The 19,095-nt window shown below is 36.5% G+C and carries 12 protein-coding genes and 2 pseudogenes; 5 read left to right on the forward strand and 9 right to left on the reverse strand.

Annotation, left to right across the window (positions count from 1 at the left end):
* Window positions 1-181 precede the first annotated feature (181 nt).
* Together AAX18_RS05350 and AAX18_RS05355 are read right to left on the reverse strand one after the other, a co-directional pair.
* Window positions 182-1,840 (reverse strand): amino acid ABC transporter ATP-binding/permease protein, encoded by a 1,659-nt coding sequence (locus AAX18_RS05350; RefSeq protein WP_005625567.1) that lies wholly within the window; start codon window positions 1,838-1,840, stop codon window positions 182-184.
* Complete coding sequence (locus AAX18_RS05355; RefSeq protein WP_005625565.1) at window positions 1,833-3,578, reverse strand: ABC transporter ATP-binding protein/permease; 1,746 nt, start codon at window positions 3,576-3,578, stop codon at window positions 1,833-1,835. Before AAX18_RS05355 ends, AAX18_RS05350 begins: the two co-directional genes overlap by 8 nt.
* A gap of 263 nt (window positions 3,579-3,841) precedes the next feature.
* On the opposite strand from AAX18_RS05355, the gene AAX18_RS05360 reads away from it, so the two are divergent.
* Both AAX18_RS05360 and AAX18_RS05365 read left to right on the forward strand, forming a co-directional pair.
* A complete protein-coding gene (locus AAX18_RS05360) occupies window positions 3,842-6,919 on the forward strand; it encodes a TonB-dependent hemoglobin/transferrin/lactoferrin family receptor (RefSeq protein ID WP_046953197.1) in 3,078 nt (1,025 codons plus the stop codon).
* 105 nt (window positions 6,920-7,024) lie between these two features.
* Entirely contained in the window at window positions 7,025-10,111 is a 3,087-nt protein-coding gene (locus AAX18_RS05365; protein WP_046953198.1) for a TonB-dependent hemoglobin/transferrin/lactoferrin family receptor, read from the forward strand.
* 248 nt (window positions 10,112-10,359) lie between these two features.
* On the opposite strand, the pseudogene tpiA reads toward AAX18_RS05365, so the two are convergent.
* The 5 genes and pseudogenes from tpiA to cyaY form a co-directional block, all read right to left on the reverse strand.
* Window positions 10,360-10,770 (reverse strand): annotated as a pseudogene (gene tpiA, locus AAX18_RS05370) (triose-phosphate isomerase); the annotation flags it as partial.
* 20 nt (window positions 10,771-10,790) lie between these two features.
* Window positions 10,791-11,443 (reverse strand): annotated as a pseudogene (locus AAX18_RS08730) (IS1595 family transposase).
* A 218-nt stretch (window positions 11,444-11,661) separates the two neighbouring features.
* The gene (proS, locus tag AAX18_RS05385; protein ID WP_005626016.1) at window positions 11,662-13,380 is read right to left on the reverse strand and encodes a proline--tRNA ligase; all 1,719 of its coding nucleotides are present in this window, start codon (window positions 13,378-13,380) and stop codon (window positions 11,662-11,664) included.
* Window positions 13,381-13,464: 84 nt separating this feature from the next.
* A complete protein-coding gene (recQ, locus tag AAX18_RS05390; protein ID WP_046953200.1) occupies window positions 13,465-15,324 on the reverse strand; it encodes a DNA helicase RecQ in 1,860 nt (619 codons plus the stop codon).
* Window position 15,325: 1 nt separating this feature from the next.
* Window positions 15,326-15,631 carry an iron donor protein CyaY gene (gene cyaY / locus AAX18_RS05395; RefSeq protein WP_005635590.1) on the reverse strand — a complete coding sequence of 102 codons (306 nt, stop codon included), beginning with the start codon at window positions 15,629-15,631 and terminating at the stop codon, window positions 15,326-15,328.
* A gap of 97 nt (window positions 15,632-15,728) precedes the next feature.
* Between cyaY and lptM the strand changes: the two genes are divergently transcribed.
* The 3 genes from lptM (at window position 15,729) to AAX18_RS05405 (ending at window position 17,962) form a co-directional block, all read left to right on the forward strand.
* The gene (gene lptM, locus AAX18_RS08735; protein ID WP_005626022.1) at window positions 15,729-15,845 is read left to right on the forward strand and encodes an LPS translocon maturation chaperone LptM; all 117 of its coding nucleotides are present in this window, start codon (window positions 15,729-15,731) and stop codon (window positions 15,843-15,845) included.
* Window positions 15,846-15,890: 45 nt separating this feature from the next.
* Complete coding sequence (gene lysA / locus AAX18_RS05400) at window positions 15,891-17,138, forward strand: diaminopimelate decarboxylase (RefSeq protein ID WP_046953201.1); 1,248 nt, start codon at window positions 15,891-15,893, stop codon at window positions 17,136-17,138.
* 197 nt (window positions 17,139-17,335) lie between these two features.
* Window positions 17,336-17,962: a response regulator gene (locus AAX18_RS05405; protein ID WP_005635583.1), complete on the forward strand. Its 627-nt coding sequence runs from the start codon at window positions 17,336-17,338 to the stop codon at window positions 17,960-17,962.
* A gap of 65 nt (window positions 17,963-18,027) precedes the next feature.
* Here the strand turns inward: AAX18_RS05405 and AAX18_RS05410 are convergent, their stop codons facing one another.
* Together AAX18_RS05410 and yihI are read right to left on the reverse strand one after the other, a co-directional pair.
* On the reverse strand, window positions 18,028-18,468 hold the full coding sequence (locus tag AAX18_RS05410) for a DUF2489 domain-containing protein (RefSeq protein ID WP_046953202.1): 441 nt from the start codon (window positions 18,466-18,468) through the stop codon (window positions 18,028-18,030).
* A 3-nt stretch (window positions 18,469-18,471) separates the two neighbouring features.
* Window positions 18,472-19,032 (reverse strand): Der GTPase-activating protein YihI, encoded by a 561-nt coding sequence (gene yihI, locus AAX18_RS05415; RefSeq protein WP_046953203.1) that lies wholly within the window; start codon window positions 19,030-19,032, stop codon window positions 18,472-18,474.
* Between the last annotated feature and the right edge of the window lie 63 nt (window positions 19,033-19,095).

Below are 19,095 nucleotides of genomic sequence, written 5' to 3' on the forward strand. Positions count from 1 at the left end.
GATGAAATTAAGCGGAAATACCTACCCCTAGGATTAATATCCAAAGACTTTTCCGTTGAGCATGTAGTTATAAGCTCTATAACTATCTAAAAATTCTAGCATATAGTTTTTATAGTCGGACTTTAGCGCTCTATAACAAAAAAATCGCACCTTTAACAGTGCGATTTTTTCTTATATTAATTTAGGACATTCTGCCGTTTTCTATACCAATAACCTGATCACAAATTGCCATCGTAGACTGGCGATGACTGACGAGAATAATCAATTTCTCAGCTTTAACATCGAGTAATGATTTCAAAATCATCGCTTCGTTTAAGCTATCCAAATTACTGGTCGGTTCATCGAGTAAAATAATCGGTGCATTATGTAAGAATGCACGCGCAATACCGATACGTTGTTTTTCACCATCAGAGAGGTTGCCGCCCAATTCCGTCATTTTCGTTTGATAACCTTCTGGCAAGCTTAAAATGAAATCATGAATTGAGGCTTTCTTTGCTGCTTCCATAATTTCTTCTAATGTTGCATCACGGCGAGCAAGACGAATATTTTCCTCGATGGTTTCGTTGAAAATGTAGGTTTGCTGGGTAATGTATGCCATATTGTCACGCAAGCTACGAGTGTTGATATTCGGTAAAGTTTCGCCGTTAATTTTAATGCTACCTGATTTAGGATCGTAAAAACGCATCAGTAATTTCAACAAGGTACTTTTACCGCTACCGCTTCTGCCGTGAATCCCCAAGATTTCACCTTTTTTCACAGATAAGCTGACATCCAATAAAATCTGTTCTTCGCCATAAGCGAAGTTTACATTCTCGACATCAATGCGAGAAACATCTTTTAAATCGACCGCACTTTCTACATCTTTTAATTCTGGCTCTTCCGCTAATAAACTTAATACTCGCTCACCTGAAGCCAACGTTTGTAACAAGTTGCTTGAAAGGTTACTTAAGGCGATAACTGGCCCGTAGCTCGACATCAATAAAATCACGCCGATTAAAAAGGCAGCGAAATTAATTTTATCTAAGCTAAATAAAATTAAGCCAGTAAACAGCATAATGATGTTGAAAACAGATACTGCCACTTCAGTATAAACACGAACTTTCGCTTCTTGATCTTTAATGCACTCAAAAGCCGTATCAATTTTTTGACTACGTTGTTGGATTTCTTCTAAACGTTGTTGTGCATAGCCAAAAAGCTGAATTTCTTTCATACCACGCACACTGTCGAGGAAGAAATCATTCATTTCGCCTACCAATTCACGATAGCGTCTGCCATCTTCTCGCGCCAATTTGGTGGTGATAATCGGTAAAATCACGCCAACTGTTAAATAAGCGGCTAATGCCACAAGCACAAACCAGCCTGAAAGATGCGCAAAGACCAACAATAAAATCGCAGAGGTAAAGAACGCAATCATAATTGGTGCAATGGTGTGTGCATAGAATACTTCGAGTAATTCTATATCGTTGGTCACCAATGACACTAATTGTCCTGCTTGTTTATCTTGCAACTTCACAAAAGCTAGGCGACGCAAAGAAGAAAACACTTTGTCACGCAATAATGCCAGTAATTTAAAAGCAATATAGTGCCCAGACATTTGCTCTAAATAACGCAACGCGCCACGAGCCACCGCCAATACGATAAGTGCGGTCAAAATTCCAGAAAAAGTTAAATGGGTGTCAAAGTTAAGAAGATTCACTAACCCCATCGCACCCAGCACCATAATAAAGATGGCAGCCAGGAAACCGAGCGTTCCCATGGTGATGGTAAACGCCATAATGTGCGCAAGTGGAGTCACTAATTTCAATAAATGCCCCATCACAACAAAACCATTTTTACGCATTTGCCACCTCTCTAATTTGTTCTAAATCTTTTTGTTGTTGGAACATTTCTGCATACGCACCTTGTTTTGCCATTAAGGTTTCGTGTGTGCCTTGCTCAATCAATTTGCCTTGGTCAAGTACGTTAATACAGTCCGCATTTACCGCATTTGCCAAGCGGTGAGAAATCATCACAATGGTTTTTTGTTGTTTAAATTGTTGAATGAACTGCAGAATAATTTCTTCGCTTTCCACATCAATGTTACTGGTCGCTTCATCAAAAATATAAAGCTCGGCATTGTGTAATAAAGCACGCGCTAAGGCTAAACGTTGAATCTGACCGCCTGATAAATTTGCGCCACGGCTTAATAGCGGCATATCTAACCCGCCATTTTCGCGTACAAATTGGGCAAGATTTACTTGTTCTAAACACGCATAAATTTGCTCGTCTGTGGCATCAATTTTCGCCATCGTCATATTTTCACGCAGCGAACCTTTAAACACGTAGCTGCTATGGCTCACCAACGATACTTTTTGATAGAAAGAAGTGCGGTCAATTTCTGAGGCGTTTTGTCCATTAAACAAAATCTCACCTTGTTGCGCTTTATTAAAGCCCATCAACAACGAAACTAAGGTTGATTTGCCGCAACCACTTTTACCCACAAATACAGAAAGTTGGTTTGGTTGAATCGTTAAAGTTAAACCTTGAATTGCTGGTTTTTCTGCAGAGTACGCAAAATGTAGATCTTTAATTTCCACTTGAACGTTATTTTTTGCTTCAAAATCCACCGCACTTTGTTGGTTTTCCACTGGCGTATCAAGCAATGTGAAAATCTTATCCGAAGCTGCTTTACCATTCATCGCCACATGGAAGAATGAACCCAGCAAACGAAGCGGAATAAAAAACTCAGAGGAAAGTAGAATAAATAAAATCACGCCTAACACGCTGAGTTGTGCATCTTGGAATTGCAATAGTGCGGTTAAAATCCCGATTGCTGCGCCACCATAAGCGAGCAAATCCATCAGTGATACCGAGTTAAGTTGCATAGTAAGCACTTTCATGGTGATTTTGCGGAAATGCTCTGCTTCTTCATCCATTGCTTTCGCTTTATAAGCATCATCTTGATAGATTTTTAACGTGATTAAACCTTGTAGGTTATCTAAAAAGCTGCTGCCTAATCCCACATAAATGGACCAATATTTTGCCAAAAGTTTTTTCGCAATTTTATTCACCGCAATAATCGACATCGGAATAAGCGGCACGCAAATTAATAAAATAATGGCTGTTTTAAAGCTGAAAAAGATCAGGAAGGCAAAGAGAGTAAGTGGAGCAAGCAAGCTATAAAAAAGCTGCGGCAAATAACGCCCAAAGTAGATTTCAAGCTGTTCTACACCTTCTGATGCCACTTGGATAATGCTTGAAGTGGATTGTTGATTCACTTGATTAAGTGGCATAGAAGCCAATTTACGATAGATAAGGCTACGCAATTCATGCTTCACTTTTGTGCTGGCAAAATAAGACGCCTGCACCGATTTTTTACCGGCAAAAGCACGTAATGCCAATGCCGCAATTAAAATCACACCTAAACCCACCGCACCTGACATCGTCAACTCTTTAAAATAAGCGGCTTGTAAAATATAAGAAAACACGACGGCACTAATAATCCCGCCAACTAACGCCACCCAATTCCACAACACAGTGACACCAATCCATTTTTTACTATCGGCCACCGTGTTAATTAGGCGTTTATCTATCATCATAATGATTACTCCTAAAAAGAAGTACGCAATCAATGCGCACTTTTCATTTAATGGTGAAAATTAAAACGATTGCGTATGCTTTCTAACATGAACAATCGATGGCTTGCATTATAGAGAACAAGCGCATTTAAATATAGAGCATAATGAGAATAATTTTTATTGTTTGATATTGATCAAAAACAAAATTTTCTGATTGTGAGAAAATACTTTTCCTTGTAATATATTTGAGAATTATTATTATTTACTTTCCCATGGAGTTAAACATGACCAATTTTAGATTAAATCTGCTTGCATATTCCGTTATGCTTGGACTGACAGCAGGAGCTGTTTACGCCAACGAGCTTGAACAATTGCAGGAAATTAATGTTTCAGGGAATACAGAAACAATAAATGTGAAAGAAAAAAAAGTTGGTGAAACCCAAATTACAGCTAAGAAACTTTCTAAGCAACAGGCTTCAGATTCTCGAGATTTGGTACGTTATGAAACTGGTATTAGTGTTGTTGAAACAGGAAGAACTGGAGCAAGCGGTTATGCGGTTCGAGGAGTTGATGAAAACCGTGTAGGTATTATGGTAGATGGACTTCGTCAAGCTGAAACTTTAAGTTCACAAGCATTTAAAGAGCTATTTGAAGGCTATGGAAATTTTAATAATACTCGTAATGATATAGAAATAGAGAATGTTAAAACAGCGACTATTACCAAAGGTGCTGACTCTTTAAAATCAGGTAGTGGGGCATTGGGTGGTTCGGTTATCTTTGATACAAAAGATGCTAGAGATTATCTAATAGGAAAAGATCATTACTTTAGTGTTAAACGTTCTACTCAAAGTATGAATAGTCAAGATACGATGTCTCTTACTGCTGCTGGCCGATATAAAGGGTTTGATGCGTTAATTGTTCATACTGAGCGTAATAGCAATGAAATGAAGAATTATGGTTATGAAAGTTATGACGATAAGGTTGTTGGAATTAAAAGAGAAAAAACAGATCCTTATTCCATTTCCCGTAATAGTACGTTAGTGAAATTAGGGTTTGAACCAACAGAAAATCATCGATTTAGTGTAGCTGTTGATAAATCAACATTAAAAACTGATGGACAAGATTTATCTTATTCATTACGTCCTAGTTCTTATGTCAATACTGAAACCAGTCAAGGAGAACGTTTTATTCACGATAAATCTAAACGGGAAAATATCCAATTTTCTTATGAAAACTTTACACAAACTCCATTTTGGGATCACTTTAAACTAACTTATTCCTCTCAAAAAATTAAAAATAAAGCTCGTAGTGATGAATATTGCGCATCAGCTAATTGTGCTGGAGTGCTAAATCCGCAAGGATTACATTTAGATGATTCAAATGGTGTATATAAGATTTTAGATAAAGATAACAAAGAACTCACTGGAGAATATGATTGGGGCACAACATATAAAAACTCTAGAAATGAAGATGTTACTAATGATATTTTTGAGCGCCCTGTAGAGTCTTTATCAATAGATTGTGATAAGTTAGATTGCAATAAGAAATTTAGAGTGTTCTCTGCAAATAAATTAGATGGAGAGTATGGTTATACTGAAAATTATAAATTTGAAGATAGAAGAATTAATATTAAAACTCTACCTAATGGTAAAAAATATGGTCAACTTGAATTAGCTTCAAGACCTAGCCCTTTTGACTCAACCCTAACACAATATGAAGAAGCCTTTTATTTGCTTCCTAAATCTGCAGGATATAGTAGAAATGATTACAATGATCGTGATTTAAATACAAATACAAAACAATTTAACTTTGACTTTGATAAATCTTTTTCTGTAATAAAAACGGATCATGCTTTACGATATGGTGGATTATACTCAGAAACAGAAAAAAGCATGGTTAATCTTCAGGGTTACAAAGGTGGAAATGTTCAATGGTGGGCTGATGACTTTATTTGTAATAAATTAGAGAATGGAATAAGAACACCCTCTCCTCAATATTATCCTACCAGTGATTGTACGGGAAAATTAAAGGAAAGTAATTTAGGTAAAACGAGTTACCTAATCCCTGTTAAAACTAAAAACCATGCATTTTATTTAGGTGATAATTTTACAGTAACAAATTGGCTTGGTTTTGATTTAAATTATAGATATGACAATGTCAGACATTTACCGCATTATCGCTTGGGACAAGATCCTGAAATTCCACGTGGATTATTAGCTGGTACAATGATCCCTATTCCAGATAGTGCATTAACTGGAGGCAATGGTTGGTATAATTATAATCATGCCGATTATATAAAAAATGTACAAGACAATTTAAATGCAATTCAAAAATCAACAGCATTTAAGCACCATTCCTATAATTTAGGATTAAACTTGGATCCAACTGATTGGTTAAGAATACAGTTTAAATATTCTAATGGTTTTAGAGCGCCAACGCCTGATGAAATGTATATAACATTTAAACATCCTCAATTTTCACTTTTACCAAATACTAATTTAAAAGAAGAAAAAGCTAAAACAAAAGAAATCGCCTTTACTTTTTATAGAGAACGTAGTTATTTCACTACTAATTTATTCCAAACCGATTATAAGAATTTTATTGATTTGGCATATTTAGGTGAACGTCCAATTGATCAAAGTAAATCGTCTTATTATCCATTCTATCAGAGTTTGAATCGTGATAAGGCAAAAGTAAACGGAATCGAAATTTCTACTCATCTAGAAATAGGGGACCTTATTGAAAAATTAGAAGGATTCCATTTGGGTTATAAATTGACTTATCAAAAAGGTCGAATAAAAGATGGTAAACCATTAGAGGGATATAAAAATTTATTAGAACATAACCCTAAATATATGAATATGGCCTTGCAAGACCAGCCAATGAACGCTTTGCAACCGACCACATCCGTATACAATTTAGGTTATGATTCACCTAATAAAATATGGGGATTAGATTTTTATATTACCGACGTTTCAGCTAAAAAGGCAAAAGACAGCTTTAACCCTCAATGGCATAGCATGATTGAACGTCAAGCAGAAAATATTAATACTGGTGCAATTGAAACAGTGCCAGCAAAAACAGTAAATGGTAACGAAAAAGTTATTGACAGAAGAGCATTATGGCGTAATAAACATTACACAGTGATAGATGCCATTGCTTACTGGAAACCAATTAAAAACCTTACATTTACAGCTGGTGTTTATAATTTAACAAATCAAAAATATCTTACTTGGGAATCTGCCCGATCCATTAGAACTATCGGTACAATCAATCGAATAGATACTGAAACAGGTATAGGCTTAAATCGTTTTTACGCACCAGGTAGAAATTATAGAGCATCTATTCAATTAGAATTTTAGATGTACTCTTATCTAAACCGCACATAATAATAGTAGTGATAGTAAATGTGCGGTTAATTTAAATACATAATTTAATTTACATGTCATCTTTAACGAGGGAAAAAAATGACCAATTTTAGATTAAATCTGCTTGCGTATTCCGTTATGCTTGGGCTAACGGCAAGTGTTGCTTATGCTGATGAACCAATTCAACAGCAACTTGAGGAAATTAATGTATCTGGTTCTACCGAACATAGTGATACGAAAACACCTCCAAAAATTGCCGAAACTGTGAAAACAGCTAAAAAATTAGAAAAAGAACAAGCGCAAGATGTTAAAGATCTCGTGCGTTATGAAACAGGAATTACTGTCGTAGAAGCAGGACGCTTTGGAAATAGTGGCTTTGCAGTTCGAGGAGTGGAAGAAAACCGTGTAGCAGTTCAAATAGATGGACTGCATCAAGCAGAAACCATCTCTTCACAAGGGTTTAAAGAATTATTTGAAGGATATGGAAATTTTAATAATACGCGTAATAGCGCAGAAATAGAAACACTAAAACAAGTTACAATTCGAAAAGGAGCTGATTCTTTAAAATCAGGTAGTGGCGCATTAGGTGGTTCTGTTAGTTTTGATACAAAAGATGCTAGAGATTATTTACTTAACAAAAATTACTACGCTTCCTATAAAAGAGGCTATAACACAGCAGATAACCAAAATCTTCAAACGCTCACTCTTGCTGGGCGTTATAAGTATTTTGATGCAATTGCTGTAATTACATCACGTAAAGGCCATGAATTAGAAAACTATGGTTATAAAAATTATAACGATAAAATTCAAGGAAAAACGAGAGAAAAAGCAGATCCTTATAGAAGAACCCAAGATAGTGCACTTTTAAAAATTGGTTTCCAACCAACAGAAAATCACCGTTTCTCAGTTATTGCAGATTTATATAAACAAACTTCTAAAGGTCATGATTTTTCTTATACTCTAAAACCAAATACACAGTACATGACATATGATGAAGAAGAATTACGTCATACTAACGATAAAGTAGAACGTAAAAATATCGCTTTTGTTTATGAGAATTTTACTGAAACACCATTTTGGGATACATTAAAAATCACCTATTCCCACCAAAAAATTACTACAAGCGCAAGAACAGACGATTATTGCGATGGGAATGATAAATGTGCATTATCGAGTAATTTGCTTGGAATGAAATACAATCAGGATAATCAACTTGTTGGGAAGGATGGTAATTCTGTAAAATATAAAGATATTGATAAAGAGATAAAAGAGACAGGAGTGGCAGGATCAGCAGAACTAACTAAACCAGGAAAATGGGCATGGCAAAAAGTAGATTGGGATGCTGTTCGAGCAAAACATCCAGGTAAGACAGTCTATGGATATTGTATTGATGATGAAATGGATAAGTGTACTTACGAGGTAAAAACTCTTCAAAAAGAAAATACTTTTGAAATCAATGGTAAAAAATACGATCTTTTATCTGAAGCAGATAAAAACGTTATCTCTGATGAACAAAGATTGCCGACTAACATCAGCTATCTTTTTAGCTGTGATGGATTAAATTGCGATAAAAAAACAATTCAAGGATTTAACAAAAATGGAACTACTGTAGATATTCCTTTTGATGTGATTGAAAAAAATGGCAAAAAATATGCCAAAACAGAAGTTACAGCTAATGATCAGCGATCTGGTCCATACCTATTTATGCCAAATCAAAAGGGTTATCAGGCGAATCTTTGGTCGCAACGTGACTTAACAAGTGAAACCAAACAAATTAACCTTGACTTAACAAAACATCTAGAGTTAGGTAAAACACAGCACGATTTGTCTTATGGTGGTCTGTGGTCTGAAATGAAAAAATCAATGACCAATCTAGCTGGAGATGCCCCTCTAAATGTAAAATGGTGGGCTCAATATCCACATAATTGTGATATCTTTTTAGCTCCTTCTACAACAGGTGCTAAACCAACGTTAAATCCAGAACGGACGAGTACATTATGTAATAATGTCAATGTGTTCTCTTTCCTAATTCCAGTGAAAACGAAAACAGGCGCGTTATATTTTATTAATGATTTCCGTGTGAATAACTATATCGCTTTTAATTTAGGTTATCGTTATGATCGAGTGAAATATGAACCAGAATATATTCCTGGAAAAACACCAAAAATCCCTGATGATATGGTGACAAATCTTTATATCACCACACCAGAATTTAATGCAAGTCAAGCAGATTCAGATGCTGATGAATTATTAAAAAAAGAAGCCAATGCTGCAGCAAATATTAAAGAAATTGCACAACCGAAAAAATTTTCTGCAAGTTCCTACTCTTTTGGTACAACACTTGATCCGTTAAATTGGTTACGTTTACAGGCAAAATATAGTAAGGGATTCCGAGCACCAACAAGTGATGAAATCTACTTTACATTTAAACATCCAGATTTTTCTATTCGACCAAATAGAGATCTTCAACCAGAAACAGCAAAAACCAAAGAGTTATCTTTAACTGTGCATAATGACATGGGATATATTACAACTTCTGTTTTTGATACTCGATATCAAAACTTTATTGATTTATCCTATCAAGGGAGTCGTGACGTTCATGGGCACTCAAAACTAATACCATTTCATTTTTATCAAAATGTAAATAGACCAAATGCTAAAGTAACTGGTTTTGAAATTGCTTCACAAATATCCTTAGGAAATATTACTAAATTATTCAATGGTTTCAGTTTAAGCTATAAATACACCTATCAAAAAGGCAGAATAAATGGCAATATACCAATGAATGCAATTCAGCCTAGAACAGCTGTTTATGGAGTAAGTTATGTTCATCCTGATGATAAATATGGTCTAGATCTTTATATCTCTCATGCATCAGCTAAAAATGCAGAAGATACTTATAATATGTTCTATAAAGAAGAAGGTAAAAAAGAAACTACAATCAAATGGAGAAGTGAATCTTATACAACCATTGATTTGTTAGGATATATCAAACCAATTAAAAATCTTACTTTAAGAGCTGGTGTGTATAACTTAACTAATAGAAAATATATTACTTGGGATTCTGCTAGATCAATTAGACCATTTGGTACAAGTAATATGATTAATCAAGATACAGGCTTAGGTATCAATCGTTTCTATGCCCCAGGTAGAAACTATAGAATGTCAGTTCAATTTGAATTCTAATTGTATCTAAAAGCACAAAAGTGCAGAGAAAATAATCTGCACCTCAAACGTTGGACTAAATTACCAATAATTGAGGTGCAGATTTTATTATAGCCAGACAGTATAGCTATAAAAATATTCGCTAATGAAATAATGGAAAGTTTCTTTGAACCATTAAAAACGGGATGTTTTATGGCTGGCTATTTAACCGTAGAGAGAAGATAGTTGATGTAGTAAGGGATTATTTGGTGGAGGGAATTGTCGATGAATTCAACTGCATTAACGTCATTTACCGAACCACCATATTGAATGATCACTTGATCTGCTACAGCTTGTGATTTTGCTGCGATGTGGCCACGGATAAATGCATGAACAGCTTGTGCTTGTGCTGGGGTCGCAGATTTACCAGTACCGATCGCCCAGATTGGTTCGTATGCGATCACTGCACCTTTGAATGCTTCAACACCTAATGTGTTGATTACTGCATCAATTTGACGCGCGCACACTTCTTCTGTTTTGCCAGCTTCGTTTTCAGCTTCAGTTTCACCGATACATAATACTGGTACTAAACCAGCTTCTTTTAATGCACCAAATTTTTTCGCTACGAATTCGTCGCTTTCTTTATGATAAGTGCGGCGTTCAGAATGGCCAATAATGATATATTTTGCACCAAGATCTTTGGGGCTGACGTAGATTAGCCCTAAATACCACACCATTTTCTCAATATTTTAAGCTGTTCTTTTGGTGCTCCAAAGTTAAACCTAAATTCACATTCCTTCAAGAATAAAGGAAAGTTTTTTCGGTCAATTCCATTATATTTTCGAAGGATTCTCTTCGCCTGACTCCAGAAATTTTTTATTCCATTTATGTGGTTTTGTTTCACCGCAAATAGTTCGGAATGATTGATTCGTTCGTGGTGAAATTTGCTCACATCAAGGGCATCATAGAGTCGATAAGTATCGGTATAAACCCAGCTATCAGGCTTAATTTTTCTCACAATAACAGGCATTAATGTCCCTGTTTTGGTATTTTCTACCACTACTGCAAATACTTTTCCTTGTCGCTTTAACAAACCGAATACGGCAACTTTTCCTGCTGCGCCTCGACTCGTTTTCCTTTACGATGACCGCCAAAATATCTTTCATCAAGCTCAATTTGACCATCAAAAACCTCATCGGCTTCAAGGGCTAAATGATAGCTAATGACTTCACGAATTTTTCGGTAAAACAAAATCGCTGAATTGGCTTGGATACCGAGTAAATCAGCCGCTGCTCGGGCTGTCACTTCTAATACAAAAAATTCAAGGAGCTTATTTTGTATAGATTTCTTTAATTTATAATGAGTTATCTTCATTTTTATATGACTAACACACTTGCTAATCTACGTCAGCCCCTTAATTTTATACAGTAGAGAAGAGATACTTGATACAGTAAGAGATTATTTAGATTACTGTAATCATCGATGAATTTAACTGAAATAAAAGGACTGACGACAATATAATATAGTCGTCAGTCTTTAAGTGAATAAGCTAGTTTTTAGAATCAGTTCAAAACTCTAATTAATTTTACTTATTAAGCTTTACCCAACTTTTCTTTCAAAAAATTGAGCAACTGATCTTTACCAATCATTTCTTTTTCACCGGTACGGCGGTTCTTATATTCAATTTCACCGTTCTCTAAGTTTTTCTCACCGATTACAATCATATACGGCACACCGATAAGTTCCATGTCTGCAAACATCACGCCTGGGCGTTCTTTACGATCATCAAAAATCACATCTACGCCTTGTGATTGTAAAGTGCGGTAAAGTTCTTCAGCATATTTTTGCACGGTTTCAGATTTGTGCATGTTCATTGGCACAATCGCTACAGTAAATGGTGCAATTTCATCTGAAGGCCAAATAATACCGCGATCATCATGATGCTGTTCAATCGCTGAAGCTACCACGCGAGTTACGCCGATGCCGTAGCAACCCATTGTCATCACAAGAGGTTTACCATCTTCGCCTTGAACGGTCGCTTTCATTGCTTCAGAGTATTTTTTACCAAGTTGGAAAATATGTCCCACTTCAATACCACGTTTAATTTGAAGCGTGCCTTTACCATCCGGACTTGGATCACCTTCTACTACGTTACGTAAATCAAATACTTCTGGCATTGCTACATCGCGTTCCCAGTTCACATTGAAATAATGTTTTCCATCGATATTCGCGCCACAACTAAAATCAGACATTAACGCCACAGTGCGGTCAATAATTGCAGGAATATTTAAATTCACAGGGCCTAATGCCCCCACACCCGCACCAATTTTCGCTTTGATATCAGCTTCATCTGCAAACTCAAGAGGAGCTGCCACTAATGGGTGTTTTTGTGCTTTAATTTCATTTAATTCATGATCACCACGAATAATTAAAGCAACAAGCGGTTGATTTTCGTCTGCACCTTTCACAATCAACGTTTTCACGGTTTTCTCAATCGGTAAATTGAATTGTTCTACTAACTCCGCAATGGTTTTCGCATTTGGCGTATCAACCAATGTCATTTCTGCGGTTGGCGCTTGACGCTCACCGATAGCTACAGCTTCAGCAAGCTCAATATTCGCGGCAAAATCCGATTCTGTTGAGAATACAACATCATCTTCACCACTTGAAGCCAACACTTGGAATTCATGAGACGCAGAACCACCAATAGACCCTGTATCCGCTTGTACCGCACGGAAATCTAAGCCTAAACGGTTAAAAATGTTACTGTACACTTGATACATCACATCATAGGTTTCTTGCAAACTTTCTTGTGTCGTGTGAAATGAGTACGCATCTTTCATAATAAATTCACGCGAACGCATTACACCAAAACGAGGACGCACTTCATCACGGAATTTAGTTTGAATTTGGTATAAATTAAGTGGAAGTTGTTTGTATGAAGAAACTTCTCGACGCACTAAATCTGTAATCACTTCTTCGTGAGTTGGCCCAAGTACAAAGTTACGGTTTCCGCGGTCTTCAAAACGAAGGAGCTCAGGGCCATATTGCTCCCAACGACCAGACTCTTCCCATAATTCCGCCGGTTGCACAACAGGCATCAACACCTCGATAGCGCCGCCTTTATTCATTTCTTCGCGAATAATCTTCTCTACTTTTTTCAATACGCGAATACCCGTCGGCAACCAGTTATATAAACCTGATGCCATTGGGCGAATCATACCTGCACGGAGCATTAACTGGTGGCTCACCACTTGAGCATCATTTGGTGTTTCTTTAAGGGTGGAGAATAAATATTGACTTGTACGCATTGTTTAACCTTAGATTCTAAGAACTGAAAAAATTGGCGCAAGTATAACAAAAAGTGCGGTGATTTTTAACCGAACTTTCGATACCTACTGATTATTTTGCGCTTTCGCCAAAATTGCTTTATGTTCCTGAATCAATACCATAAAAGGCTGGCAAAACCGCTCTAATTTGATAGAGCCCACGCCATTAATTTGCAACATTTCAATATTGCTTGTTGGCATATACTGAGCCATTTCTTGCAAAGTCGCATCATTAAAGACAATGTACGGTGGAATATTTTCTTTATCGGCAATTTGTTTGCGTAAGAAGCGCAGGCGTGCAAATAAATCCTTATCGTAATTTGCAACACTTTGGCGTTGTGGATTATGGGCAATCTTACTGATTGCAGAAATACGAGGCATTGCCAGTTCTAATGGTTCTTCACCTTTCAAAATCGCTTTTGCGCTTTCAGTAAGTTGCAACGTTGGATTTAATTCACCAATGACCTGTTGCACAAAACCCAAATGAATAAGCTGACGAATGACAGACTGCCAATGCTCTTTGCTTTTATCTTTTCCAATGCCATACACTGAAAGTTTATCATGTTGGCGTTCAATAATTTTCTGATTGTGCATTCCACGCAACACCGCAATCACATAATGTGCACCGAAACATTGCCCCACTCGATAAATAGTAGACATTACTTTTTGGGCATCGACTAATCCATCATATTTTTTAGGAGGATCAAGGCAAATATCACAGTTATTGCATGGTGTTTGTCGATGCTCACCAAAATAATTGAGAAGAACTAAACGGCGACAAGTCTGGCTTTCTGCAAATTCACCAATAGCTTCTAATTTATGCTGCTCAATCTGACGCTGTGGAGTTTCTGGTTTTTCTAAGAGAATTTTTTGTAACCAAGCGTAATCCGCAGGCTCATAAAACAAAACGGCCTCTGCAGGTAAATCATCACGTCCTGCTCGCCCCGTTTCCTGATAGTAGGATTCAATGCTGCGAGGTAAATCAAAATGGGCAACAAACCGCACATTGGATTTATTAATCCCCATTCCAAAAGCAATGGTTGCGACGACTACTTGAACATTATCACGCTGAAAATCCTGTTGCACGCACTCACGCACTGCTGTTTCCATTCCCGCGTGGTAAGCAGCAGCAGAGACGCCTTTATTGCGTAAACTTTCCGCAATTCGTTCAACCTTGTTTCGGCTGTTGCAATAAATAATCCCACTCTTGCCCTTTTGGGCCAACACAAAACGTATCAGTTGCTCCATTGGTTTATATTTTTCTTCCAAAGTATAACGAATGTTTGGTCGATCAAAACTACCAATATATTTATGCGGATTTTCCAGATTGAGGTGAGTCAAAATATCTTGGCGAGTCGCATAATCGGCTGTCGCGGTGAGCGCCATAATCGGCGCATGAGGGAAACTAGCTTTTAAACCACCAAGCTGGGTATATTCAGGGCGAAAATCATGCCCCCATTGAGAAATGCAGTGTGCTTCATCAATCGCAATAAAGCTGACTTTACTATAAGAAATAAGTTGAAAGAAACTGTTCGTCATCACTTTTTCTGGCGACACATAAAGCAGTTTAAGTTGCCCAGAAATTAGTTTATTTTGAACTTGTTGCTGCTGTTCTAAAGTCTGACTAGAATTAAGAAAATCTGCCTCAATTCCATTAGCTTGCAGCTGATCCACTTGATCTTTCATCAAGGAAATCAGCGGAGAAATCACTAAAGTTAAACCATCAAAACACAGCGCTGGAATTTGATAACAAAGCGATTTGCCATTCCCTGTTGCCATTACCACCAAAGCATCTTGTCCGTTTAAAGCGGCATGGATGACTTCTTCCTGCCCTTTACGGAAAGATTGATAACCGAAAACCGATTTCAAAACAGAAAGTGCGGTCGGTTTTTCTATTATTTTTGGTGATAAATGAGAATCAAGCATCTTAGAACTGCACGTTCTCGCCATGTGCAGCACAAGCTTCGACTAAACAATCCCAAAAACGCTTTCCGTCATTAGAAACCCAGTCGCCATTTTTAAAAGCAAAATGAAAACCACCTAATTTACTCGCAATCCAAAGCTCAAGTAATGGTTCTTGCTTGTTAATCACTATTTGTGTGCGATTATCAAAAGTGATTGTAAATACCGAACCTTGCGTTTCACAATCTACATCCGCACCTTGCGCTTCTAATTCTTCTTCAATTTTTTGCCAAACTTGTTCAATATTTTGGTGAAATTCTGCAATATTCATAAAATGTTCCTGTTTAAATCTGATAGAATGCGGCAAATTATAAAGCCTTTCTTAAGCTTGTGAAAGGCGGATTTACCGATAAGTAAGAGAGAGAAAAATGAAAAAACTACTATCAATTTTAGTGCTTAGTGCAATTTGCATTCTAGCAACAGGATGCGGCGTAAAAGGTCCTTTATATTTCCCAGAAAAAGAACAAGCACAGCAAACCAAATAAGCGATTATCCAATTACAATCCCAAAATAAAAAACAGGAACACAACATGAATTTCTTCCAATATAAAAATAATAAGCTTTATGCTGAAGATATTCCGGTTCAACAACTTGCTGAACAATTCGGTACACCTCTTTATGTATATTCTCGCGCAACACTTGAACGCCATTGGCATGCTTTTGACTCAGCCTTAGGTAAGCGTCCTCACTTAATTTGCTTTGCCGTAAAATCTTGCTCGAATATCGGCGTATTAAATATCATGGCAAAACTGGGTTCTGGTTTCGATATTGTCTCACAAGGAGAACTTGAGCGTGTACTTGCCGCGGGTGGCGATGCATCAAAAGTAGTTTTTTCGGGTGTAGCTAAATCCCGAGAAGAAATTATACGGGCACTAGAGGTTGGAATTCGTTGCTTTAATGTGGAATCAGTTTCTGAACTCAAATACATTAACCAAATTGCAGGCGAGATGGGGAAAATAGCACCAATTTCTTTGCGTGTGAATCCAGATGTTGATGCGCATACACACCCTTATATCTCAACAGGATTAAAAGAAAATAAATTTGGTGTAAGCGTAAATGAAGCTCGAGAGGTATATAAATTAGCCTCAACGCTGCCAAACATAAAAATAACAGGGATGGATTGCCACATAGGCTCGCAGCTCACTGAATTACAACCATTCTTAGATGCAACAGATCGCTTAATTATCCTAATGGAACAATTAAAAGAGGATGGGATTAAATTAAAACATCTCGATCTAGGCGGTGGTTTAGGCGTGACTTATACGGATGAAATGCCTCCGCATCCAAGCGATTACGCAAATGCGTTATTAGAAAAACTAAAAGATTATTCCGAACTTGAAATTATTCTTGAACCAGGCAGAGCAATTTCTGCAAATGCAGGAATTTTAGTAGCAAAAGTACAATACCTAAAAAATAATGAAAGTCGTAATTTCGCCATTACCGACACAGGAATGAACGATATGATCCGCCCTGCATTGTATGAGGCTTATATGAATATCGTAGAAATTGACCGCACTTTAGTAAGAGAAAAAGCCATTTATGATGTTGTCGGGCCAGTTTGTGAAACGTCAGATTTCTTAGGCAAACAACGAGAACTTTCTATTGCTGAAGGTGATTATATAGCTCAATGCTCAGCAGGCGCCTATGGAGCAAGCATGTCATCAAACTATAACTCAAGACCTCGTACTGCAGAAGTTCTAGTAGATGGAGATAAATCCTATTTAATTCGTCGTCGAGAAACCTTACAAGAACTTTGGGCATTAGAGTCGACCATTTAATCTTTCTTATCCTAAAAGAGCGGTAAAAAAATTATCTATTTTTCTACCGCTCTTTTTCCATCCATCAATAAACTTATCTCAAACAGTAAGTTTGTGAGATAAATCAAATTTTTTTCTATTCTAGATTGGCATAGAATTGAATTCTTTATAGAATACTACGTTTTTTAAAGTGGACTTTTTCCACTAAAGGGGAAATTATGCAAGAAAAACTAAAGGTTTTATTGATTGACGACCATCCGTTAATGCGTCGTGGCATTAAACAACTTGTAGAATTAGACGATAACTTTGAAGTGGTGGCTGACGTAGGCAGCGGCACAGAAGGGATTTCTGTGGCATTACAAACATCACCTGATGTGATCATTTTAGATCTCAACATGAAAGGACTTTCTGGGTTAGATACACTCAAAGGATTACGCGCAGAAGGTGTTGATGCACGAATCTTAATTTTAACAGTGTCTGATGCAAAAAATGATATTTATACTCTGATTGATGCAGGTGCAGATGGTTACTTGCTAAAAGATACGGAACCAGATACGTTGCTAGACCAAATAAAGCGCATTGCACAAGGTGAAGTCATTCTGAGCGATTCTATTAAAAATTTACTGTTAGAACGTACTCATGAAGAAAATCCATTAGACAGCCTAACGGATCGTGAAATGGGCGTACTTCGTCAAATTGCGACAGGTCTATCAAATAAACAAATCGCAGCACAACTGTTTATTTCAGAAGAAACCGTGAAAGTACATATCCGTAATTTATTGCGCAAATTAAATGTACATTCTCGCGTTGCCGCAACGGTATTATTTTTTGAACAAAATCGTTAACAAAAATAATCATAAAAAAATGCGCTAGGATAAACTTAGCGCATTTTTCTTTACAGTCACACTATTTACGTTAATTCAATAGATTTAATATCTTCTAATAATATATACAATTCTTTTTTAATATCTTGTTCAAATTGTACTTCTGCACTTTCTCGATCTAAATCTAGACGCATTCTTTCTCTTTTATCAAGCAATTTACGAGCATCATGTGTAGGCATATCACGCACAACTTCATATAAGTTAGCCATTGCAGGATAAGTAGATAAATTCTTACCAAAAGGCCTTAATAGCATTGTAAGACGGATTACTCCTTCTGAAGTATTACATTCTCCAGATTGCATTGCTCGAGCAATAACATCAATGCTTTCTTTTAATCGTATAGTGCGATCATGCTTGGCTTTAGTAATCAATTCCTTTTGGATTTTTAACTGTTTTAATAAATATATTGCATATAAACTCAATCCAATCACCAAAAAAAATGCAACTACAATAAATAGCCAAATCATAACTTATCTAAATTGGTTAATATCGATACGCTCGAAAGTGCGGTATAAATCATCTTCACTTTGATCTTCGTCTTCAATGCCAAGTTCTTCCATTAATTCAGAAATTCTATCTAAGCATTCATCTACAAATTGTTGATCTGCTTTACTAATAGTTTTACCTTCATCTAAAGCATCCAATAATTCATTAAGAATTTCGTTATTTTCCAGATTTTCAAGCTCTTTCATTGGATCTTGTTTTTTTACCTGTTTTATTACTGGAATTAATTGACCTCTTTCAGGTTTATTAATAAATTCAACAACCAACGGAACCTTTTTCTTACTACCAATTTTTGGATCTTTAATTTCATTTTGAAGTTTATTCGCTTTTTCTTCAACCGCACTATGACGAGATCCTGAAGCTAAACCTTTATGCTTACGTTTTTTCTTATCTTCACGAGCTTTAGCGTCCAATTCATAACGTGTAAGCTTTTTACCTGGACGCACTTTTGTTGTATCTATTTTTTTATCTGCTTTTCGAATTGGCATAATATCAGTAATTCGACGTGTTTTTTTCTTACGAGCCATAAGGTATCCTTATAAAAATTTTGCGGATTGTATCACTAATGCGTATTTTTCTCACTAATAAAC

The organism is Haemophilus haemolyticus (genome assembly GCF_001008205.1).
In the GTDB taxonomy this organism is placed as follows: Bacteria; Pseudomonadota; Gammaproteobacteria; order Enterobacterales; family Pasteurellaceae; genus Haemophilus; species Haemophilus haemolyticus_Q.

Excerpts from the sequence above, each read along its gene's own strand:
- AAX18_RS05350 (WP_005625567.1), bottom strand. The coding sequence starts at position 1,840 with ATGCGTAAAAATGGTTTTGTTGTGATGGGGCATTTATTGAAATTAGTG.
- AAX18_RS05355 (WP_005625565.1), bottom strand. The coding sequence starts at position 3,578 with ATGATGATAGATAAACGCCTAATTAACACGGTGGCCGATAGTAAAAAA.
- AAX18_RS05360 (WP_046953197.1), top strand. The coding sequence starts at position 3,842 with ATGACCAATTTTAGATTAAATCTGCTTGCATATTCCGTTATGCTTGGA.
- AAX18_RS05365 (WP_046953198.1), top strand. The coding sequence starts at position 7,025 with ATGACCAATTTTAGATTAAATCTGCTTGCGTATTCCGTTATGCTTGGG.
- proS (WP_005626016.1), bottom strand. The coding sequence starts at position 13,380 with ATGCGTACAAGTCAATATTTATTCTCCACCCTTAAAGAAACACCAAAT.
- recQ (WP_046953200.1), bottom strand. The coding sequence starts at position 15,324 with ATGCTTGATTCTCATTTATCACCAAAAATAATAGAAAAACCGACCGCA.
- cyaY (WP_005635590.1), bottom strand. The coding sequence starts at position 15,631 with ATGAATATTGCAGAATTTCACCAAAATATTGAACAAGTTTGGCAAAAA.
- lptM (WP_005626022.1), top strand. The coding sequence starts at position 15,729 with ATGAAAAAACTACTATCAATTTTAGTGCTTAGTGCAATTTGCATTCTA.
- lysA (WP_046953201.1), top strand. The coding sequence starts at position 15,891 with ATGAATTTCTTCCAATATAAAAATAATAAGCTTTATGCTGAAGATATT.
- AAX18_RS05405 (WP_005635583.1), top strand. The coding sequence starts at position 17,336 with ATGCAAGAAAAACTAAAGGTTTTATTGATTGACGACCATCCGTTAATG.
- AAX18_RS05410 (WP_046953202.1), bottom strand. The coding sequence starts at position 18,468 with ATGATTTGGCTATTTATTGTAGTTGCATTTTTTTTGGTGATTGGATTG.
- yihI (WP_046953203.1), bottom strand. The coding sequence starts at position 19,032 with ATGGCTCGTAAGAAAAAAACACGTCGAATTACTGATATTATGCCAATT.